The 21,164-nt window shown below is 75.1% G+C and carries 17 protein-coding genes; 9 read left to right on the top strand and 8 right to left on the bottom strand.

Annotated features, from left to right (window positions below):
- Positions 1-126 precede the first annotated feature (126 nt).
- Positions 127-1,515 carry a helix-turn-helix domain-containing protein gene (locus tag RM780_RS10575; protein ID WP_311630351.1) on the top strand — a complete coding sequence of 463 codons (1,389 nt, stop codon included), beginning with the start codon at positions 127-129 and terminating at the stop codon, positions 1,513-1,515.
- Here RM780_RS10575 and fabG read toward each other — a convergent pair.
- The 3 genes from fabG to RM780_RS10560 form a co-directional block, all read right to left on the bottom strand.
- A complete protein-coding gene (gene fabG / locus RM780_RS10570; protein ID WP_311630350.1) occupies positions 1,496-2,254 on the bottom strand; it encodes a 3-oxoacyl-ACP reductase FabG in 759 nt (252 codons plus the stop codon). The two genes, RM780_RS10575 and fabG, sit on opposite strands and share 20 nt — an antisense overlap.
- A 67-nt stretch (positions 2,255-2,321) precedes the next feature.
- Positions 2,322-3,509 carry a thiolase family protein gene (locus tag RM780_RS10565; protein ID WP_311630349.1) on the bottom strand — a complete coding sequence of 396 codons (1,188 nt, stop codon included), beginning with the start codon at positions 3,507-3,509 and terminating at the stop codon, positions 2,322-2,324.
- Between the two features lie 54 nt (positions 3,510-3,563).
- Positions 3,564-4,715, bottom strand: coding sequence for an acyl-CoA dehydrogenase family protein (locus RM780_RS10560; protein ID WP_311630348.1), 1,152 nt, complete (start codon positions 4,713-4,715; stop codon positions 3,564-3,566).
- A gap of 148 nt (positions 4,716-4,863) precedes the next feature.
- Between RM780_RS10560 and RM780_RS10555 the strand changes: the two genes are divergently transcribed.
- Entirely contained in the window at positions 4,864-5,490 is a 627-nt protein-coding gene (locus RM780_RS10555) for a TetR/AcrR family transcriptional regulator (RefSeq protein WP_311630347.1), read from the top strand.
- Positions 5,491-5,518: 28 nt separating this feature from the next.
- Here the strand turns inward: RM780_RS10555 and RM780_RS10550 are convergent, their stop codons facing one another.
- The 4 genes from RM780_RS10550 to RM780_RS10535 form a co-directional block, all read right to left on the bottom strand.
- Positions 5,519-5,983 carry a hypothetical protein gene (locus RM780_RS10550; protein WP_311630346.1) on the bottom strand — a complete coding sequence of 155 codons (465 nt, stop codon included), beginning with the start codon at positions 5,981-5,983 and terminating at the stop codon, positions 5,519-5,521.
- A gap of 28 nt (positions 5,984-6,011) precedes the next feature.
- Positions 6,012-6,326: a hypothetical protein gene (locus tag RM780_RS10545; protein WP_311630345.1), complete on the bottom strand. Its 315-nt coding sequence runs from the start codon at positions 6,324-6,326 to the stop codon at positions 6,012-6,014.
- Positions 6,327-6,379: 53 nt separating this feature from the next.
- Positions 6,380-11,044 carry an RHS repeat-associated core domain-containing protein gene (locus RM780_RS10540; protein WP_311630344.1) on the bottom strand — a complete coding sequence of 1,555 codons (4,665 nt, stop codon included), beginning with the start codon at positions 11,042-11,044 and terminating at the stop codon, positions 6,380-6,382.
- A gap of 176 nt (positions 11,045-11,220) precedes the next feature.
- A complete protein-coding gene (locus RM780_RS10535) occupies positions 11,221-12,027 on the bottom strand; it encodes an SAM-dependent methyltransferase (protein ID WP_311630343.1) in 807 nt (268 codons plus the stop codon).
- A gap of 345 nt (positions 12,028-12,372) precedes the next feature.
- Here RM780_RS10535 and RM780_RS10530 point away from each other — a divergent pair, with 345 nt between their 5' ends.
- The 6 genes from RM780_RS10530 to RM780_RS10505 are packed head-to-tail and all read left to right on the top strand — an operon-like array spanning position 12,373 to position 18,509.
- The gene (locus RM780_RS10530; RefSeq protein WP_311630342.1) at positions 12,373-13,299 is read left to right on the top strand and encodes an SCO3242 family prenyltransferase; all 927 of its coding nucleotides are present in this window, start codon (positions 12,373-12,375) and stop codon (positions 13,297-13,299) included.
- A complete protein-coding gene (locus RM780_RS10525) occupies positions 13,296-14,204 on the top strand; it encodes a sugar phosphate isomerase/epimerase family protein (RefSeq protein ID WP_394812930.1) in 909 nt (302 codons plus the stop codon). The genes RM780_RS10530 and RM780_RS10525 overlap by 4 nt, the downstream gene beginning before the upstream one ends.
- Entirely contained in the window at positions 14,198-14,902 is a 705-nt protein-coding gene (locus RM780_RS10520) for an EboA domain-containing protein (RefSeq protein ID WP_311630341.1), read from the top strand. Before RM780_RS10525 ends, RM780_RS10520 begins: the two co-directional genes overlap by 7 nt.
- 6 nt (positions 14,903-14,908) lie before the next feature.
- Positions 14,909-15,769 carry a TatD family hydrolase gene (locus RM780_RS10515; protein ID WP_311630340.1) on the top strand — a complete coding sequence of 287 codons (861 nt, stop codon included), beginning with the start codon at positions 14,909-14,911 and terminating at the stop codon, positions 15,767-15,769.
- Between the two features lie 14 nt (positions 15,770-15,783).
- On the top strand, positions 15,784-16,941 hold the full coding sequence (gene eboE, locus RM780_RS10510; RefSeq protein ID WP_311630339.1) for a metabolite traffic protein EboE: 1,158 nt from the start codon (positions 15,784-15,786) through the stop codon (positions 16,939-16,941).
- Complete coding sequence (locus tag RM780_RS10505; RefSeq protein WP_311630338.1) at positions 16,938-18,509, top strand: nucleotide pyrophosphatase/phosphodiesterase family protein; 1,572 nt, start codon at positions 16,938-16,940, stop codon at positions 18,507-18,509. The genes eboE and RM780_RS10505 overlap by 4 nt, the downstream gene beginning before the upstream one ends.
- Positions 18,510-18,656: 147 nt before the next feature.
- On the opposite strand, the gene RM780_RS10500 is transcribed toward RM780_RS10505, so the two are convergent.
- Positions 18,657-19,115 (bottom strand): SCP2 sterol-binding domain-containing protein, encoded by a 459-nt coding sequence (locus RM780_RS10500; protein WP_311630337.1) that lies wholly within the window; start codon positions 19,113-19,115, stop codon positions 18,657-18,659.
- 99 nt (positions 19,116-19,214) lie between these two features.
- Here RM780_RS10500 and RM780_RS10495 point away from each other — a divergent pair, with 99 nt between their 5' ends.
- Positions 19,215-21,125, top strand: coding sequence for an AMP-dependent synthetase/ligase (locus tag RM780_RS10495; protein WP_311630336.1), 1,911 nt, complete (start codon positions 19,215-19,217; stop codon positions 21,123-21,125).
- The last annotated feature ends 39 nt before the right edge of the window (positions 21,126-21,164 follow it).

Genomic DNA, 21,164 nt, shown 5'->3' with positions numbered 1-21,164 from the left:
GCAGCGAACTCGTGTCACGACCCTTCCCCCGGGTGACACCACGTGGTTACCGTTGGGTAACACTCGCAGCGCCGGGCCCCCAACCGGCCGCTACGTCTGGAAGGCAGTGATGCCGTCATGCAGGCCGTGACAAGGACCGAAGCCGCCGCCGTCCTCCCGCACACCCCGTGGCAGGACCTGCCGCAGGAGCTGGCACGACTGCTGCGGCCCCACCTGAAGGACATCGCGACGGAGGTCATCCGCTCCATCCGCCACGAGGTGGAGGTCTACCGGCAGCCGATGGACTCCCTCCTCGGGCGGTACGTCGTCTCCGCGGTGCACCGCTCCCTGGAGCAGTTCGCCGAGCTGATCGACAACCCCGACACCGAGCGCAACGCCGAGTTCTTCCAGCGGCTGGGCGAGCTGGAGTTCGTCAACGGCCGCAGCACCGACGCGCTCCAGGCCGCCTACCGGGTGGGCGCCCGGGTCGCGGCCCGCCGCTTCGTGCAGATCGCGCGCGCCGCGTCGTTCCCCGAGGAGGTCACCTTCTCCCTCAGCGACGCCGTCCTCGCGCACATCAGCAACCTCTCCAACGAGGCCGTGCGCGGGTTCACCGCGGCGCGCGCCCTCAGCGCGGACGACGTGCTGCGCGCCCGGCGCGCGCTGGCCGAGCGCCTGCTGGAGTCCGGGCCCTCGCCGCTGGCCGAGCCCGTGGAGTCGCTGGCCACCCGGGCGGGCTGGTCCTGGCCCGAACGGGTCGCCGTCCTCGTCGTCCCGACCGCCGACGCCACGCTGCGCGCCCAGCTGAACGAGCCGACGCTGGCCGAGGTGCTGACCGTGCGGCGCGGCACCGGCCTGGACCTGATCGTCCCCGACCCGGAGGGCGCCGGGCGGCTGCGGCGCATCCAGGAGCTGTTCCGCGAGCGCGCGGACGGAGCCCTGGTCGTGGGGCCGACCGTGCCGGTCGAGCAGTGCTGGCTGTCCCTGCACTGCGCCCGGCTGGCGCTGCGCCTGGAGCGGCGCGGCTCCCCGCGCGCCCCGCGCGGGATCGTGCAGGCCGCCGACCACCTGGTGGACATCCACCTGCTGCACGGCGCGCAGCTCGGCCAGCTCCTGGGCGAGCGCGCCCTGCTGCCGCTCCAGCGCCTGGCCCCCGGCAAGGCGGCCCGGCTGGCCGAGACGCTCGACGCCCTGCTGATGTCCTGGCGGCGCACCGCGCCCGAGGTGGCCGAGGCGCTGCGCATCCACCCGCAGACCGCGCGGCACCGGATGCGGCAGCTCGACGACCTGTTCGGGCCGCAGCTGGCGGACCCGTCCTTCCGCTTCGCGGCGATGCTCGCGCTGCGGACCCGCTCGCTGACCGGCACCCGCCCGGCCGGCGCGGCACCGGCCGCTCCGAGCGGGACGCCCCAGGCCGGGGCGCAGGCGCGCCCAGCGAGCGCCGGAACCCAGGCCCCGGCGCCCCGGCCGGAGCGCAAGGCCCCCGGCGTGCCGGGCGCGCGCGGGAGCAACGCCCTCAGCGCGCGCCGCCGTTGACGTACAGCGTCTGCCCGCTGACGTAGGAGGCGTCGTCGCTGGCCAGGAACGCCACCACCGCGGCGATCTCCTCGGGCTGCCCCACCCGCCGCAGCGGCGTGCGCTCCGCGGCCAGGCGCTGGTGCTCCTCGGCCTCGGCGCCCACCCGGGCGGCGGTGGCGGCCGTCATCGCGGTGGCGATGTAGCCGGGCGCGACGGCGTTGACGTTGACGTTGAAGGGGCCCAGCTCGATGGCCAGCGTCGCGGTCAGGCCCTGGATGCCGGCCTTGGCCGCGGCGTAGTTGGCCTGCCCGCGGTTGCCGAGCGCGGAGCGGCTGGAGAGGGAGACGATCTTGCCGTAGCGCTGCTCGACCATCCGGCCCTGGGCGGCCTTGCAGCAGTTGAACGCGCTGGTGAGGTTGACGCTCAGCACCGCGTCCCAGTCCTCCTTGCCCATCCGGAAGAAGAGGTTGTCCCGGGTGATCCCGGCGTTGTTGACCAGGATGTGCAGCCCGCCCAGGTCCTCGGCCACCCGCCCGAAGACCTCGCCGACCGCGTCGAAATCCGCCACGTCGCACCCGTAGGCGCGGGCCACCCCGCCCGCCGCGGTGATCGCCTCGACCGTCTCCTTGCCCCGCTCCTCACCGAGATCGACCACGGCCACCGCGGCCCCCTCGGCCGCCAGCCGCCGCGCGGTGGCCGCCCCGATCCCCTGGGCACCCCCGGTCACCACGGCCACCCGCTCACTGAACCTCGCCACGACGCCTTCCCTTCTCTCCCTGCGACGCCCCCGCCCCGCCACCGCGGCGGGACGGGCCGTTCACGACTCAGTCCCGCTCCACCAGCGCCGCCGTGCCCTGGCCCACGCCCACGCACATGGCCGCCAGGCCGCGGCGGGCGCCCGTGCGGGCCATGCGGTGCAGGAGCGTGGTGAGGATGCGCGCGCCGGAGCAGCCCAGGGGGTGCCCGAGCGCGATCGCGCCCCCGTCGGGGTTGACGATCTCCTCGTCCAGGCCGAGTTCGCGGCGGCAGGCCACCGCCTGGGCCGCGAACGCCTCGTTCAGCTCGGCCGTCTCCACGGCCTCGATCCGCCGCCCGGTCCGCTCCAGAAGCCGCCGCGTGGCCGGCACCGGGCCGATGCCCATGACGTCGGGGTGCACCCCCGCGCTCGCCCCGCCCGCCCAGCGCCCCAGCGGGTCCACGCCCAGCTCGCGCAGCGCCGTCTCGCCGACCAGCAGCAGGCCGGCCGCGCCGTCGTTCATGGGCGAGGAATTGCCCGCCGTGACCGTGCCGCCGGCCCGGAAGACGGGCGCGAGGGAGGCCAGGCGTTCCGCCGAGGTGTCCTCGCGGATCGCCTCGTCCGCCGTCACCCGCACGCCGTCCGGCCGCGTGACCGGCAGGAGTTCGGCGTCGAAGTGACCGTTCTTCCGCGCGGCGGCGGCCCGTTGCTGGCTGCGCAGCGCGAACGCGTCCTGGTCCTCGCGGCTCACCCCGTACCGCCCGGCCACCTCCTCGGCGGTCTCGCCCATGGCCAGCACGCCGTGCAGCTCCCGCATCCGGGCGTTGGTCATCCGCCAGCCCAGGCGCGTGTCGTAGGTCTCGATGCCGCGCGGCAGCGCCTCCTCCGGCCGCGGCAGCACGAACGGCGCCCGGCTCATCGACTCCGAGCCGCCCGCGAGAACGATCTCCGCCTCGCCGGAGGCCACCGCCCGCGCCGCGCTGGTGACGGCCTCAAGCCCCGAGGCGCACAGCCGGTTGACCGTCGCGCCGGGCACGGTGTCGGGCAGCCCGGCCAGCAGCACGGCCATCCGGCCGACGTTGCGGTTGTCCTCTCCGGACTGGTTCGCCGCGCCCCAGTACACGTCGTCGATCCGCGCCGGGTCCAGGGCGGGAACGTCCGCCAGCAGGCCGCGGACGACGGTGGCGGCGAGGTCGTCGGGCCGCACGGTGGACAGCGCGCCGCGCAGCCGCCCGATCGGCGTCCGGCGGGCGGCGAGGAAATAGACCGGCCGCATCTGGCATCAACTCCCGTGAAGACGGTGGTTATTCGGGGGCGCCGGGCCCGCGCCTCAGAACGCGCTGAGCCCGGTCTCGGCCCGCCCGATGATCAGCTTCTGGATCTCGCTGGTCCCCTCGTACAGCGTCATCACCCGCGCGTCCCGCAGGTACTTGCTGACGGGGTACTCGTCGATGTAGCCGTAGCCGCCGAAGACCTGGAGGGCCTTGCTCGCCGCCCGCACGGCCGCCTCGCTCGCATAGAGCTTGGCGACGGAGGACTCCGTGGCGAACGGCTGCCCGCGGTCGATCAGGTCGGCCACCCGCCAGGTCAGCAGCCGCGCCGCGTCCGTCTCCACCCGGATGTCCGCGATGTGCTGCTGCACGAGCTGGTGTTCGCCGATCGGCTTGCCGAACTGCTCGCGTTCCCGCGCGTAGGCAACGGCCGCCTCCAGGCTGGCCCGCGCGATCCCCACACAGCCGGTGGCCACCGACATCCGGCCCTTGGCCAGCGCGGTCATCGCCACCCGGAAGCCCTTGCCCTCCTCGCCCAGACGGGCCGAGTCCGGCACGCGCACACGATCGAAGCTCAGCTCGGCGGTGGGCTGCCCGCGCAGGCCCAGCTTGCCGTGGATGGGCCGCCGCTCGAAGCCGGGCACGTCCGTGGGCACCAGGAAGGCCGTGACGCCCTTGGCCCCGGGGCCGCCGGTGCGGGCGAAGACGAGGGCCACGTCCGCCCAGGTGCCGTTGGTGATGAAGATCTTCGAGCCGGTGATCAGCCAGTCGCCGCCGGACTGACGCTCGGCGCGCGTGGCCAGGTTCCCCGCGTCGGAGCCGGTGCCGGGCTCGGTCAGGCCGAAGCAGGCGATCAGCTCGCCGGAGCAGATGCCCGGCAGCCACCGCCGCTTCTGCTCCTCGGTGCCGAAAGCGGCGATCGTCTTGCCCACCAGGCCCAGCGAGACGGAGACGATGCCGCGCACGGCCGAGTCGCCGCGCCCCAGCTCCTCCAGCACCAGGCAGTAGGCGAGGTGGTCGCCGCCGGAGCCGCCGTACTCCTCGGGGACGGTCAGGCCGAGGAAGCCGACCGAGCCCAGCTTTGCCACGATCCCCCGGTCCACGGCCTCGGCCCGGTCCCACTCGGTCGCGAACGGAACGATCTCGCGATCGGTGAAGTCGGCCGCCAGCCGCTGGGCTGCGACCTGCTCCTCTCCCAGGGCCAGGTCCACGGGGACCACCTCCGGTCCATAAAACTACCGCTGCAAGTTTTAATGACCCTACACAGCGATCCCCGTGCTTGGATAGGGCGGACGCCACACCCGCTCGCCGGAGGCGGACGCCACCCGGGCGCCCGCCCCGCGCCGCCCTGGAGGAACGATGGGCCGCCCGCGCCAGCCGCTGCTCAGCCGCGAACGGATCACCGCCGCGGCCCTGCGGATCGTCGACGCCGAGGGCCTGCCCGCGCTCACCACCCGCCGCCTGGCCGCCGACCTGGGGGTCAGCGGCCCCTCCCTCTACAACCACTTCGCGACGATGGACGAGATCGTCGACGCGATGGCCGACGGCGTGCTCGACCAGGTCGACATCTCGATGCTCGGCCGCGACCCCTGGGCCGAGGCGCTGCGCGCCTGGGCCCGCTCCTACCGCGCGGCCCTGGCCGCCCACCCCCACCTGGTCCCGGTCCTGGCCCGCGGCCCGGGCCGCCGCCCGGCCGGCCTGCGCCTGGCCAACGCCGTCTTCGGCGCCCTGATCCAGGCCGGCTGGCCCCGCGCCCAGGCCACCCGCATCGGCGCCCTGATGCGGTACTTCGTCACCGGCTCGGCCCTGGCCTCCTTCGCCACCGGCTTCCCCACCGACGCCAGCCTCTACGCCGCCGACTACCCCCACCTCGCCGAGGCCCACCTGATGGCCGGCCACCAGCGCCGCATCGACGAGGGCGCCTTCGAAACGGGCCTCACCGCCCTCCTGGACGGCCTCACCACCCAGTACGAACGCCTGCCCTGACGCGCGTCGTCACCTCCCGGCGCGGCGCCTACTCCCCCACCCCGGCGGCCACGCCGCGAAACGCCCGCAGCGCGGCCTCCAGGTCCCCGCGCGCCGCGTCGTCCTCCGGCAGCGTCGGCAGGTGGGCGGCGGCGAACGCCTCGGCCGCCCGGCCCACCTCGCGCAGCGCCTCCCCGGCCGGCGACTCGTCCAGCACCTGGCCCCCCTGGGCCGTGACCAGCCTCCCCTCCCGGGTCAGCGTGAAGTCCAGGGTGAAGGAGGAGTCGGCGCCCACGAACTCCCGCCGAACGGCCTTCCCCGGCCTGCGCCCCGCCACCAGCGCGCGCAAGGTGTCCAGCAGCTCTGCGACGGCGAGGTGGATCATCATCCCCTGGTCCGGCCGGTGTCCGCGCGAGGTCGCGGCCCCCCAGTTGCCCTCGACGTCGATGTCCCCGAGGTCGAACCCGGAGGCCGGCGGGGGCCGGCCCTCGCGCACGCTGAACTCGATCCGCATCGCTACGGGAGGCTCCTGCCCACGGGGCTCACTCCCCGTCCGGGGCCACCGTCCAGGACTCGGAGTCCCGGGGCGGCGCCGGCCGTGGGGTCCAGGAGGAGCGGTCGGCCGACTCCTCCCAGTACGGGACGTCGCCGTAGTACAGGCCGAACGCCCAGTGCTCGGGCAGCTCGTGACAGATGACGTCCGGGTAGGGGGCGAACTCCTGGTCCTTGAACGCCTCGTTGACCCGCGCGACGGCCTCGGCCCGGGAGATCCCGAACTCCTCCACCATCACCTCCGCGATCTCCCCGAAGTACTCCTGCATCCCGGCATCCCCGGTGGCCATCAGAAACTCCGCCACGGCTCTCTCCGGCTCCTCGCTCACTGCGCTGTGCTTACTGAAGGGATCGGTGCTCACTGAAGGGACCGGTTGAACAGGCTCGCCGCGTCCGGCGAGAAGATCGCGATCTGGTGCCCGCCGAAGACCGGATCGGCGCCCCGGCGCAGGAACGGGCCGACGTTCAGCAGCATGGGGCCCTCGACCATGTCGTAGTTGTGCATCGCGCCGCCGTTCCTGTGGTGGCGGATGAAGTCTGCCAGCTCGTCGCTCGGCCCGTCGAAGAGGCGCCGGTTGAAGGAGTCCAGCTCGCTGCGCGGCACCCGGAAGTGCAGCACCGCGGGCGTGTCCCCGTTGCGCCCGGCCAGCCGCTGCGCCCAGTCCTCGGCCTGGCGGCGGCTGTTGGTGACGTAGAACCCGCCGCGGCCGAAGTCCATGTTGCGGGTGCTGTAGGCCAGGTCGATGCCGTTGGCGCGGATGTTCGTCGCCGCCGCGCCGAACGTCCCGTGGTAGAGGTCGACCATGCACGGGGCCAGGCCCAGCGGGTCGGCCCACGTGTGCGGGTTGTGCGGGTAGACGTGCGGATTCGGCGCGGGCGTCAGCCCCAGCGGGTCGGGCGTGAGGTAGCGCGCCGTCTCCGGGTCGTAGTACCGGTGGACGTTGTAGTGCAGCCCGCTCTCGGCGTCCGCGTACTGGCCGGGGAAGCGCAGCGGGGTGTCCGCCGCGCCCGCCGGGGCGCCGGGGACGCGGCCCCACAGCGTGGCGCCCAGCTCCCTGACCACCTCTCCCGCCTCGTCGACCATCCGGGTGGGCGTGCCCACCAGGTCGGTGATGAGGGCGTAGAACCGGCGGTCGATCTCCTCCTGCGGCACCCGCGCCAGGCCGCCGCCCGGCGCGTGCCCCTCGATCTGCGCCAGCGGCGCCAGGCCGTTGAACTCCCAGGTCAGGCTGGACGTTTCCCCGCCCGCGCCCTGGCCCAGGCCTGCGCCCCGGTCCACGCTCGCGACCTCGCCCGCGGTCCCCTCCGGGCCGACGCCGCCGATCTGCTCGATGAGCTGCGTGCCGGACCAGACGAACGCGGTCCACTCGGCGGTGGTGCCGTCCCCGGCCACCCGCCGCTTTCCGATCCGCCGCCCCAGCGGGTCGTAGCGGTACTCCCAGCGGGCGCCGTCCGGCGTGGTCACCGAGGTGAGCCGGTCCTCGGCGTCCCAGGTGTAACGCCACTCCTCCGGCCTCTTCGACAGCCGCGCCCGGCGGCGCACCACGATCCGGCCCGCCGCGTCGTACTCGTACCGGGTACGGCCCGCGCCGGTGATCCGGCCGCCCTCGTAGGCGCGTTCGCCGGTCGCGTCCTGCCCGCCGTACGCCGCGGGCCACCGGGCGTGGGTCTGGTTCCCCGCCACGTCGTACGCGTACGCCTCGGGCCCCGTCGGCGCGTCCACGGCCACCACGCGCCCGGCCGCGTCCAGGCGCAGGCCCGTGGTCCCGGCGGCGGAGTCGGCGACCGAGGTGAGGCAGCCGTCCTCCCGGTAGCCGAACTCCCGGCGCGCGACGACCCGTTGTCCCAGCACCACGGACTGCCCGGTGAGCGTCCCGGCCGGGCCCCAGCGGTGCTCGACGACCGGTCCTGCCCCGATGCGGCGCCGGGTCTCGCGCCCGGCGGCGTCGCGCTCGAAGGCGATCTCCCGCCCGGCGGAGGTGAGGCGCGCCGGGCGCCCCGCCGCGTCGTAGGACCACAGGCTCTCCACGCCGGCCGGGGTACGGCGGCGCACGGGCCGCCCCATCGCGTCGTACGCGTAGGCGGTGGTGCGGCCGTTGACGGTCTCGGCCAGCACGCGGCCCAGCGGGTCGCGCTCGATCAGCAGCTCGGCCTCGGGGCTGACCGCGCGCACCAGCTGCCCGGCGGCGTCGTGCTCGAAGGTGGTCACGCGGCCGTCGCTCTCCTGGCGGACGACCTCGCCCATGGCGTTGCGGTGCAGGACGACGCGCTGGCCGGCGGCGTTGACCCGCTCGGTCAGCTGCCCCGCCGCGTCGTAGCCGTAGCGGACCACGCGGCCGTCGAAGTCGGTCTCGGCGACGAGGTTCCCGGCCGCGTCGTGGGTGTAACGCCACGTCGCGCCAAGGGCGTTGGTCACGGCCGTCAGCCGCAGCTCGGTGTCCCGCTCGTAGCGGGTGAAGGAGCCGTCGGAGCCGGTCCGCGTGGCCGGCAGGTCGAAGGGGCCGTAGGCGTAGGCGACATGGGCCCCGGCGGGGTCGGTGTGGCTCAGGCAGTTGCCCTCCGGGTCCCAGGTCCAGGTCTGGACGGTGCCGTCCGGGGCGACGTGGCGGGCGGGCTTGCCTTCCGGCGTCCACTCGGTGCGGCTGACCGCGCCGTCGGGTCCGGTCTCCTCGGTGATGCGGCCGAAGGCGTCGTAGGCGTAGCGGGTCACCGCGCCGTCCGGCGCCTCCACGGCCAGAGCGAGGCCGGCCGCGTCGCAGGTCACCCGGGTGACGTGGCCCAGCGGGTCGGTGACCGCGGCGGGGGCGCCGCGGTCGTCGTAGGCGTAGCGGACGACGCCGCCCAGGGGGTCGGTGACGGCCGTGCGGTTGCCGGCCGCGTCGTACTCCCGCAGCCAGCGCGTCCCGTCCGGCTCGGTGACCTCGGTCAGCAGGCCCGCGTCGTTGTACGTCATGGCCAGCCGCGCGCCGTCGGGCCGGGTGAGGACCACGGGGTTGCCGCGGTCGTCGTAGGCGTGGCGGGTGGTGTTGCCGAGCGGGTCGGTGAGGCTCAGCAGCCGGTCGTAGCGGTCGTAGGCGCGGTGGACGGCGGCGCCCGACGGGCCTGTCTCGGTGAGGAGTTGGTAGCAGTCGTTGAACTGGTAGACGGTGGTGTGGCCGAGGGAGTCGGTGAACTCTGTCCGGTAGCGGTCGGGTTCGTAGGCGATGGTGCTGGCGAGAACGCCATCCGTGCCGTGGGTGGCCACGCACCGGCCGTCCGCGTCGTACGTGTAGTGGTAGCGGGTGCCGTTGCGGTCCTCCCAGCCGGTGAGGCGGTGGGCCTCGTCGTAGGACAGACGCAGGGGCAGGCCGCTGGAGTTGACGACCTCGGCGAGGTTGCCCCGCTCGTCGTAGCCGTACCGCAGCAGGACGGGCTCGCCGGGGGCGCTGAGCAGGCGCAGCGCGGTGACGCGGCCCTCCTGGGTGGAGACACCCACGCGGTAGCCGCCGTCGTGGACGACCTCGGCCGGGGCGCCGTCCTCGGCGTGGAGGATCCGGACGCGGTTGCCGTTGCGGTCGGCGATCGCGATGAGCGGGAGTTCGGCGCCGGGCCCGCCGGAGCCGCCCGGCCCGCCCGGCACCCGGCCGAAGTGCAGGGTGCGGCCGGTGTCGGGCTGGTGCACGGTCATCGGCGCGTCGGGGCCGCCGTCCCGGCTCAGGCCCCAGCGCGGGCCCTCGACCGGCAGCACCGGCTCGCCGGGCAGCGGGAGCGGGTAGTGCAGCAGCATGCCGTCCTCGGTGAACAGCTCCACGCCGTACTCGCCGAGGATCAGCCGCTGGTCGAGGGTGGAGGCCCAGGAGGGACCGAAGAGGCGGCCGGCGGCGACGGACGTGCGGTGGCTGCGGGCGAGGACCAGCGGCAGCGTTCCGGGCAGGCGGACGTCGGTGGCCTCCGTGACGACCTCGCCGGTGGCCATGTCCACGGGGTCGGTGCGGCAGAAGAGCCGCTGCATGCCCCGCCCCAGGCCCCGGATGGACTGCCCCAGGCCGCGCACTCCGGCGGAGATGCCGCGCAGGCCGGTGGTCGCCAGCCCGCGCAGCCCCCGCGCCAGTCCGCCCAGGGTCGTCAGGCCGCGCATCCCCGGAATGCAGTCAAGTGCCGCAAAAGCCACATCCCACAGGGTCGCCCGGCCGTTGGCGTAGTCGATGAGGGTGTCCGCGAGCACGACGAGCGCGGCGGCCAGGACGACCCAGGCGAGGGGGCCGCCGATGATGAGGACCACGATGCCGAGGACGGCGACGATGGCCTTGCAGATGTCGACGATGGTGTCCCAGTTGTCGACCACCCAGTCGATGGCCCGCTCCCACCAACTGCGGTTCTGGATACCCGCGTCCGAAGCCTCGTCGATGCCCTGAGCGCAGGTGCGGGCGGCCTCCTCCCGCATCTCCAGGGCCTGGCGGGCGAGCTCGCGGGCGGCCGACAGGTCGGCCTCGGCGTTGTCCACCCGCGACTGGGCAGCGGAGGCGGCCTGCTGGGCGGCCTGGTGGTCGCGGACGGCCTGGCGGACCTGGGTTTCGTCGGGGGGCTCGGGGGCGTCCTCCTGGTCGCGTTCGTCCTGGAGGCGTTCGGCCTCGTCCCCGGCCCGCGAGACCCAGTCCCGCGCCCCGCTCAGCTCCGTCTGCGCGGAGGACAGGGCCGCCTGCGCGTCGATCGCCCGCTGCAACGCCCGGTCGGCCATGCCCTGCGCGGTCTGGAGTTCCGGCCAGTACCGGGCCAGCGCGTCGGCAGCCATGTCGTACGAGCGCTGGAGCTTGTCCAGGTTCCCCGGCACCCCGTCGAACTCCGCACGGAACGCCTCCGCCGACAGCCCCGCCCACTCCTGCACGGCGCGGTCGGAGGCCATCCCCCGGATACGGCCCAGCGCCTCCCCCACATCGTCCGCGAAGTCCTGCAACTCCTCCGCCAGTTCCCGGATCTCCTCCGGATCCCCCGGCGTCGGGTCCCGGTCCAGGTCCACCGGCGACCAGTCAGACGGACGCGACACGGCCGATCACTCCCCTCGTTCCCCCGCATGGTTCTGCCGCGACGTTACGAGTGCGCACGCCTCCGGACAACGACAGGAATGTCACAGCATGCCCACGAACCCCGGCGCGGCGACGGGACGTTCGCGCCGGGGACGACGGGCGGGGGCGGGGTGGGGACGAGGGGGGATCGCGGGCGTTACGGCTTGCGTGCGACGCCGCCCGCCATCAGGCGGTGGGCCACGGTGAGGGGGCCGTCGACGGGGGCGTCCGGGCGCCACTGCGGGAGGGGGACGACGCCGGGGTCCAGCAGGTCGAGGCCGCGGAAGTAGGCGCCGATCTCGTCCAGCGTGCGGAAGCGGCCGGTGCCGAGGAACTCCATCATCGTCTCCTCCACCGCGCGCGCCTCGGGGCCCGTGTCGCAGAAGTGGGTGACCACCAGGTGGCTGCCGGACGGCACGGCCGCCATGTAGGCGTCGACCACGCCCTGCGGGTCCTCGTCGTCGTGGAGGTGGTGCAGCATGCCGACGAGGAGAACGCCCACCGGCTGCGAGAAGTCGATCAGGCGCCGCACGCCCTCGTGGCCCAGGACGGCCTTCGGGTCGCGCAGGTCCGCGGTGACGACGGTGGTGCGCTCGTTCTCCTCCAGCAGGGCCCGGCCGTGCGCGAGAACGATGGGGTCGATGTCGACGTAGACCACGCGGGCGTCGGGGGCGTGGCGCTGGGCCACCTGGTGGGTGTTCTCCAGGGTGGGCAGCCCTGCGCCGAGGTCGAGGAACTGGCGGATCCCTGCCTCGGTCGTGAGGTGGCGCACCATCCGGCCCAGGACGGCCCGGTTGTACCAGCCCACGTCGCTGATGTGCGGCATCGTCCGGCGGACCTCGTCGGCGACGACCCGGTCCACCGCGTAGTTGTCCTTGCCGCCGAGCACGGCGTCGTAGACCCGCGCGATGCTGGGCCGGCTCATGTCGATCCCGGGTTCCGGCTGCTCCTCGGGCTCCGTCACGACAGATCGCCCCCTTCCGCACGGTGTCCGTGCTCTTACGTGCTGTGCCACGCTCGTTCGTGCGCCGGGTCAGCCTAACTCCGCGTGTCCCCAACAGCCCAGCTACCTGCGGAAGTTACCGGCCGTCAACGAACGGCGGACCCGCCCGGCGCGCCCCCGCGGGCCGTTCATCGCATGGTCCGACCTTCCCCGGAATGCGGTCGCGAACGCCCGGAGACGCGCCGCGAACGGCCCACGGCGCCTTGCGCCGCATTAATTTCCCTCAGCAATAAACTCGCCGCGGAAGTGACCCCGCGCGGTCCCCGGCCGCCCCCGCCCGCCCCGCCCGTCGCGAAAGGACTCCCCATGGCCGACGCCGGCCGCCCCCACGCCCGGCCTGGCCCGCCCGGCTGGCGCGCCGTGGCCGAACTGCTCCGCGCCCCTGCCGCCCTGACCGTCCCCGGCGACGGACTCGCGGGCGCGGCGGCGGCTGGGCGGGCGTTCCACCGGGCAACGCCCCTGCTGACGGCCTCGTCCCTGTGCCTGTACGCGGCGGGCATGGCGCTCAACGACTGGGCCGACCGCGCGGCCGACGCCCGCGACCGGCCCGAACGCCCGCTGCCCTCCGGGCGGATCGCCCCCTCCTTCGCGCTCGGCCTGGCCTGCGGCCTGACCACCGCCGGGCTCGGCCTCGCCGGGGCGGCGGGCGGGCGCCGGGCCCTGGCCGTGGCAGGGCCGCTGGCCGGGGCGGTGTGGGCCTACGACCTGCGGCTGAAGCGGCACCCGGTGGCGGGACCGGCCGCGATGGCCGCCGCGCGCGGCCTGGACGTGCTCCTCGGCGCGGGCCCCGGCCGCCTCGCGCCCGCCGCCCCGGCGGCGGCCCTGATCGCCGCGCACACGGCGGTGGTCACGGCGCTCGGCCGCTTCGAGACCCGCCTCGCGCCCCCGGCCCTGGTCCCCGCGGGGCTCGCCGCCACCGCCCTCATCGCTGCGACGGCGGCCCGCCCAGCCACGCGCCGGGGCGCGTGGCTCAACGGCGCGCGCCCCGCCGCCGCTCGCGCGGCCACCGCCGCCCCCGCCGCCCTCTACGCCCTGCGCTTCGGCGCCGGCCAGCTCGCCGCCGCGCGCCGGCCCCGGGCCGGGACCCGGCCGGCCGTGGCCGCCGGGCTCTCCGCGCTGCTGCCGCTCCAGGCGGCCTGCGCCGCCCGCGCCGGGGCGCCGGGGCGCGCGGCGGCGCTGCTCGCGGGCGTTCCCCTGACCCGTCCGCTGTTCCGGAAGGTGAATCCGACGTGACGCACGACCGCACGCTCCCCGGCCCCGCGACCGCCCCCCGCCCCGCCCCGGCGGATGGCCCCCGCCCGGCCGGAGGCCACCGCTTTGCATACGGCACCAACGGCCTCACCGGCCACCGGCTCCCGGACGCCCTCGCTTTGCTGGCCGAACTCGGCTACGAGGGCGTCGCGTTGACCCTCGACCACGCGCACCTCGACCCCTTCGCCCCCGGGCTGGCCCACCGGACCGCCCGGCTGGGCAAGCGCCTGGCCGACCTGGGCCTGGCCGTCGTCGTGGAGACCGGGGCCCGCTATCTGCTCGACCCGCGCCGCAAGCACGCCCCCACCCTGCTCGACGAAAACCCCGCGCCCCGCCTGGACTACCTGGGCCGGGCCGTCCGCGTCGCCGCCGACCTCGGCGCCGAGGCCGTGTCCCTGTGGAGCGGCGCCGCCCCGCCGGACCTGGGCGAGACAACGGCCTGGGAGCGGCTGCGCGAGGGCTGCGCCCGCGTGCTGGACCAGGCCCAACGGCACGGCGTCACCCTGGGGTTCGAGCCCGAGCCCGGCATGCTGGTGGACACACTGGAGGGCTACGAACGCCTGGCCCGGCTCCTCGGCGATCCCCCCGCCTTCGGGCTGACGCTGGACCTGGGGCACTGCCACTGCCTGGAGGACGCGCCGGTCCCCGACTGCGTGCGGCGGGCCGCGCCGCGCCTGGTCCACGTGCAGATCGAGGACATGCGGCGCGGCGTGCACGAGCACCTCGAATTCGGCGCGGGCGGCATGGACTTCCCGCCCGTGCTGCGCGCCCTGGACGACTGCGGCTACCGGGGGCTGGTCAGCGTGGAGCTGCCCCGGCACAGCCACGACGGGCCCGCGGTGGCGGAGCGTTCGCTGCGGTTCCTGCGCCGGGCAGCGGCATGCTGACCGCGCGGGCGCCCCGGATCAGCACGCTGGCCGGGCTGCGCGAGGCCCTGACCCGCCGGGCCGGGCCGGAGGCCGCCGACTGGCTGGCCGCCGCCACCCGCGAGATCGGCGCCCAGCCCGCCGCGCTGCACCGCCACTTCCCCGAGGCGGGCCGCCGCTGCGGACGCGGCGCCCTCGAACCGGCGGAGGAGACGGACCGCGCCGACCAGGCCGACGCCCCCGCCGAGGCGGACGGCCTGCCCGCCGGCCTCGCCTGGACCGTGGACGACGCCGCCCGCGCCCTGCTGCTGGCCGCCGTCCCCCTGCGCGGCGCCGAGCTCGCGGCCCGAGCCTCCGCCGTCTATCACGAGGGCGACGCGGCCGAACGACGCGGCGTGCTGCGGGCGTTGTCCCTGCTGGACGTCGGCGAGCACGCGCTGCCGCTGGTCCGCGACGCGCTGCGCACCGACGACGCCCGCCTGCTGGCCGCCGCCCTGGGCCCCTACGCGGCCCGCAACCTCGACCCCCACACCTGGCGGCACGCCGTCCTCAAGTGCCTGCACCGCTCGATCCCGCTGGCCGCCGTCGACGGCGTCGTGCGGCGCCGGGACGGCGAGCTGCGCCGGATGGCGTGCGACTACGCCGTCGAACTCACCGACGCCGGGCGCCCGGTGCCCTCCGACCTGTGGTTCCTCACCGGCCACCTGCCCAGGAGCTGACCCGCGATGCGCATCTTCGACCCCCACATCCACCTCACCTCGCGCACCACCGACGACTACGAGGCGCTGCGGGCCGCCGGGGTGTGCGCCGCCGTCGAGCCGGCGTTCTGGCTCGGCCAGCCGCGCACCAGCGTCGGCAGCTTCGTCGACTACTTCGACACGCTGCTGGGCTGGGAGCCCTTCCGCGCCGCGCAGTTCGGCATCCGCCACCACTGCGCGCTCGCCCTCAACCCCAAGGAGGCCAACGACCCGCGCTGCGCCGGGGTGCTGGACCTCCTGCCGCGCTACCTGGCCAAGGACGGCGTCGTCGCGGTCGGCGAGATCGGCTACGACACCATGACGCCGGAGGAGGACAAGGCGCTGGCCGTGCAGCTCGAACTCGCCCTGGCCCACGGCCTCCCCGCCCTGGTGCACACCCCGCACCGCGACAAGCTCGCCGGCACCCGGCGCACTCTCGCCGCCGTCCGCGAGTCCGGCATCCCGCCCGAGCGGGTGCTGCTCGACCACCTCAACGAGTCCACCGTTCGCGAAGTCGCCCCCACCGGCTGCTGGATGGGCCTCTCCGTCTATCCCCACACCAAGCTCGACCCCGAGCGCACGGTGCGGCTGCTGGCCGAGACCGGCACCGACCGGGTGCTGATCAACTCGGCGGCCGACTGGGGCCGCAGCGACCCGCTGACCACCGCCCGCACCGCGCGGGCCATGCTCGACGCGGGCTTCCCCGAGGAGCGCGTCGAGCAGGTCTTCTGGCACAACCCCGTGGCCTTCTACGGCGCGAGCGGGCGGCTCGACCTGTCCGAACCCCCGCCCGTGGCCGCCGAGGAGGGCGACCGGTACCTGGGCAGCTCGCTCGTGCGCGGCGGCTGAGGGCGGGCCCGGGGATGCGCTTCCGCCACCGCGACGGCACGCCCGTCCACCTCGCCTACTGCACCAACGTCCACCCCGCCGAGGACCTTCCGGGTGTCCTGGCCCAACTCGCGGCCCACGCCGAGCCGGTGCGCGAGCGCCTGAACACCGGGCGCCTGGGCCTGGGCCTGTGGCTGGCCCGGGACGCCGCCCGGGCCCTGGCCGCCGACCCCTCCGCCGTGACCCGGCTGGGCCGCGAACTGGCCGTGCGCGGCCTGGAGACCGTCACCCTCAACGGCTTCCCGTACCGCGGCTTCCACGAACCGGTCGTCAAGCGCCGGGTGTTCACCCCCGACTGGACCGACCCGCGGCGCCTGGCCCACACGCTGGACCTGGCCCGGGTGCTCGCCGCGCTGCTGCCGGAGGACGCGGCCCGCGGCAGCGTCTCCACCGTGCCGCTGGGCTGGGGCGCGGGCTGGTCCCCGGCCCGCGAGGAGCGCGCGCTGTTCCACCTGGCCCTGCTCGCGGACGGCCTGGCCAAGCTCGCCGCCGAGACCGGCCGCCGCGTGCGGGTCGGCCTGGAGCCCGAGCCGGGCGCTGCCGTGGACACGGCCGCCGAGGCGGCGGCCCGCCTCGCCGGCCGGGTGGACCCCGAGCGCGTCGGCGTCTGCCTGGACGCCTGCCACCTGGCCGTGGACTTCGAACGCCCCGCCTCCGCCGTCGCGGCCCTGACCCGCGCGGGCCTCCCGGTCGTCAAGGCCCAGCTCTCCGCCGCGCTCCAGACCGACCGGCCGGGGGACCCTACGGCGCGGGCCGCGCTGGGCCGTTTCGCCGAGCCCCGCTTCCTGCACCAGACCCGCGGCCCGGCGCCCTGCGCCCGCTGGGACGACCTGCCCGCCGCGCTGACCGCGCCCCCGGATGCGCCGGGCCCCTGGCGCACCCACATGCACATCCCCCTGCACGCCGACCCCGCGCCGCCGCTGGCCTCCACCCGGCCGGTGCTGGAGGAGACCCTGACCGCCCTCCTGGCCGGCCCGGCCCCCGTCACCGACCACCTGGAGGCCGAGACCTACACCTGGTCCGTGCTGCCCGAGCCCCCGGAGCCCGGCGGCCTCACGGCCGGCATCGCCGCCGAACTCGCCTGGACCCGCGCCCGCCTGCTCGCCCATGGACTGACCGAGGAGCCCACATGACCGGAAAGCGACCGGCCGCCACGGCCCGCAAGGCGAGCCAGGGCCGCCCCCGCCCCCTGCTCGTGCTGAACGTCGCCGCGCTGACCCCGCGCCTGCTGCGCCACATGCCGCGCCTGGCCGCCGCCGGCCGGGCCGTCCCGCTGGACCCCGTCTTCCCCGCCCTGACCTGCACCGTCCAGGCCAGCCTGCTCACCGGGCTCGCCCCGCGCGAGCACGGGATCGTCGGAAACGGCTGGTACTTCCGCGAGCTGGGCGAGATCCTGCTGTGGCGGCAGCACGCCGGCCTCGTGCGCGGCGAGCGCGTCTGGGAGGCCGCCCGCCGCCGCTTCCCCGGCTACCGCGCCGCGAACCTGTGCTGGTGGTACGCGATGGGCGCGGGCACCGACCTCACCGTCACGCCCCGGCCCGTCTACCACGCGGACGGCCGCAAGAGCCCCGACTGCTACACCACCCCGCCCGCACTGCACGACGAACTGACCGAACGGCTCGGGCCGTTCCCCCTTTTCCAGTACTGGGGGCCCGGCGCGGGGATCGCCTCCAGCGAGTGGATCGCCCACGCCACCACCCACGTGCTGAACTCCGCGCGCCCGGACCTGACGCTGGCCTACCTGCCCCATCTGGACTACGACCTCCAGCGGTTCGGCCCCGACGACCCGCGGGCCGCCGCCGCGGCGGCCCATCTCGACCTGATCGTCGGCCCGTTGCTGGACGCGGCGCGGGAGCGGGGCGTGGCCGTGGTGGTGCTCTCGGAGTACGGGGTCACGGCCGTGCAGCGGCCGGTGCACGTCAACAGGGCGCTGCGCGCGGCCGGTTGGCTGTCGGTGTACGCGCAGGCGGGGATGGAGTACCTGGACCCCTGGCGCTCGCGGGCCTTCGCGGTCGCCGACCACCAGGTGGCGCACGTCTACGTGCGGCGGCCCGGGGATGTCGCGGCCGTCCGGGAGCTGCTGGCCGGGCTGCCGGGGGTGGCCGAGGTGCTGGACGCCAAGGGCAAGGCGGCGGCCGGCCTCGACCACGAGCGTTCGGGCGAGCTGGTGGCGGTCGCGGAGGCGGACGCCTGGTTCACCTACTACTACTGGCAGGACGACGCCCGCGCGCCGGACTTCGCACGCTGCGTGGACATCCACCGCAAGCCGGGCTACGACCCGGCGGAGCTGTTCCTCGACCCGGGCGACCCGCTGGTGCGGGTACGCGCGGGAGTGGCGGCGGCGCGCGGGCGGCTCGGCCTGCGCACGGCGTTCCCCGTGGTCCCCCTGGAGGCGGCCTGGGTGCGCGGCAGCCACGGCCGCCTGCCCGAACGCCCGGAGGACGGCCCGCTCCTCATCCTCCCCACCCTCGCGGACGACGAGCCCCAGGACCGCTACCACGCGACGGAGGTCCCCTCCCTCCTGCTGCGCCTGGCGGCCACGCCGCAGGCCGCGATGGTCTCGGCCCCGGCGGTGCCCTCCGGCCCGACACCGGTCGGCACGGCTCCGGCGGGCACGCCGCCGGCTGCCACGGCCCCGGCCGGCACAGCCCCCGCCGCCCCGTCGGCAGCCCCGACGGGCGCGACCCCGACCGACCGGTAGGGTCCCGCCGTCACGGCGGCGACCCCGCCGCCCCGGCCGACCGGTGAGGTCCGGCCGCGCCGGCGGCCCCGGCGGCCACCGGCGCCTGAGCACGGCTCGCGCCCAGGCCCAAAGCCGCCTGCGGCCTCGCGCCGCAGGCGGGCCGCGCTACGCCTTGGGGATGTCGAAGAACTTCGGCAGCGCCGAGGCCAGCCCGATGTCCCCGTTGACCTTCAGCTTGCGGGTCATGAACTGGGTGACCGGGCTCGCGTTCCCGGAGACCAGCCGCAGGAACTCGTAGTCGTTCGCCGTCAGGGTCACGCGCGGCTCGCGCTCGGAGCGGCCCTCGGTGACGGTCACCTTCCCGTCCTTGACCTCGGTCTCGTAGACCACGACCGGGTCGCCGCTGACCTCCCAGCGGATGAGCGCCTTCAGCGAGCCCGCCTTCTCCGGCTTGAACTGCTCCTGCATGCGCTTCACCACTTCGCTGATCACGCGCGTGCGCAGCGCCGAGTCCTCTGCCAGCTGGCTGACCTCCTTCTTCGACAGGCCCTTCACGATCCGGGCGAACTCCTGCGGCGTCACACTGGCGAAGTCCAGCGCGGCCAGGTCGGCGATGTCTGCCATGACGTGCGTCTCCTCGATCCGTCCCGCTATCTAACTGACGAGTAAACTTACCCGGCGATAAATTAGCCGCCCGGACCGGCATTCAGCAAGGGAGCTGCCATGTACGCACGGGTTCTCGGTGACATGCGGAGGGCGAAGAAGCGCGGGGACCTGGCCGACCGTGCGCGGCCCGAGGTGATCCGCGAGGACGGGGTGGTCCGGGAGGTCCGGGTCCCGGCGCTGGTCGAGCCGCCCGCCTCCGGCACCCCCGCCGACATCCCCTTCACCAACGCCGCCGAGGACCCCGCCGCCGTCGTCCTGCGCCGCAAGACGGGCGGGCGCTGGACCCCGGTGACCGCCGCGGCCTTCGCCCGGGAGGTCACCGGCGTGGCCAAGGGCCTGATCGCCTCCGGCCTGGAGCCGGGCGGGCGCGTGGCGGTGATGGCCCGGACCTGTTACGAGTGGGCGGTCCTGGACTTCGCGATCTGGGCGGCCGGCGGGCAGACCGTCCCCGTCTACGCCACCTCCTCCTCCGAGCAGGTCGAGTGGATCCTGCACGACTCCGGCGCCCGCACCATCGTCGTCGAGACGGCCGAGCACGCCGCCAACGTCCCCGGCGGCCTGGACGTGCGCGTGTGGCAGATCGACGAGGACGCCCTGGGGCAGCTCACCGCGCTCGGCAAGGACGTTCCCGACGCCGAGGTGGACGCCCGCCGCACCGCCCTGACGCTGGAGACGATCGCCACCCTCGTCTACACCTCCGGCACCACCGGCCGCCCCAAGGGCTGCGTGCTCACCCACGGCAACCTGCACGCCGAGTGCGCCAACCTGGTCGAGCTGCTGAAGCCCACCTTCGAGGAGGTCACCGGGCAGACCGCCTCCACCCTCCTCTTCCTGCCCCTGGCGCACATCCTGGGCCGCACCCTCCAGATGGCCTGCCTCTCCGCACGCATCGAGATCGGGCACTGCCCCAGCATCAAGCCGGACGACCTGCGGCCCGAACTCGCCGCGTTCCGCCCGACGTTCCTGGTCGGCGTCCCCTATCTCTTCGAGAAGATCCACGACACCGGCCGGGCCACGGCCGAACGCATGGGCCGGGGCTCCTCCTTCGAACGCGCCGACCGCATCGCGGTGCGCTACGGGGAGGCGGCGCTGGCCAAGTACCTGGGCACCGGCCCCGGTCCGGGCTTCGGCCTCTCCGCCGCGCGGCTGCTGTACGACCTGCTGGTCTACCGCCGCATCCGCAAGGCCCTGGGCGGGCGCATGAGTTACGCCATCAGCGGCGGCTCCCCGCTGGACCGGCGCCTGAACCTCTTCTTCTACGCCTGCGGCATCGTGATCTACGAGGGCTACGGCCTCACCGAGACCACCGCCGCCGCCACCCTCATCCCGCCGCTGACCCCGCGCCCCGGCACCGTCGGCCAGCCCATCCCCGGCATGGCGGTGCGCATCGGGGAGGACGGCGAGGTGCTGATCAAGGGCGGCACGGTCTTCGGCTCCTACTGGAACAACCCCGCCGCCACCAAGGAAGTCCTGGACGACGAGGCGTGGTTCGCCACCGGGGACATCGGCGCGCTGGACGCGGACGGCTATCTCACCATCACCGGCCGCAAGAAGGACATCATCATCACCAACGGCGGCAAGAACGTCTCCCCCGCCGTCCTCGAAGACCGCCTCCGCAGCCGCCCCCCGATCGGCCAGTGCATGGTCGTCGGCGACGGCCAGGCGTTCATCGGCGCCCTGGTCACCCTCGACCCCGAGGCCATGGACCACTGGCTCAGCGTCCGCAAGCGCCCCCGCGACACCCCCATCTCCGAGCTTCGCCACGACAAGGACCTCATCGCGGACGTCCAGCGCGCCGTCGACTACGCCAACGAGGCCGTCTCCCGCGCCGAGTCCATCCGCAAGTTCACCATCATCGACGGCGACTTCACCGAGGAGAACGGCCTGCTGACCCCCTCCCTCAAGGTCAAGCGCAAGGCCGTGGCCGAGACCTACGCCAAGGACATCGAGGAGCTGTACGGCGGCTGACGCCACCGGGGGTCAACGCCCGGCGCGCGCCCCGGCGTT

It is taken from the genome of Streptomyces boetiae, from assembly GCF_031845405.1.
GTDB classification, from domain to species: domain Bacteria; phylum Actinomycetota; class Actinomycetes; order Streptomycetales; family Streptomycetaceae; genus Streptomyces; species Streptomyces boetiae.
Note: the sequence above shows the minus strand (reverse complement) of the source record. Positions and strands in the feature narration are given on the sequence as shown.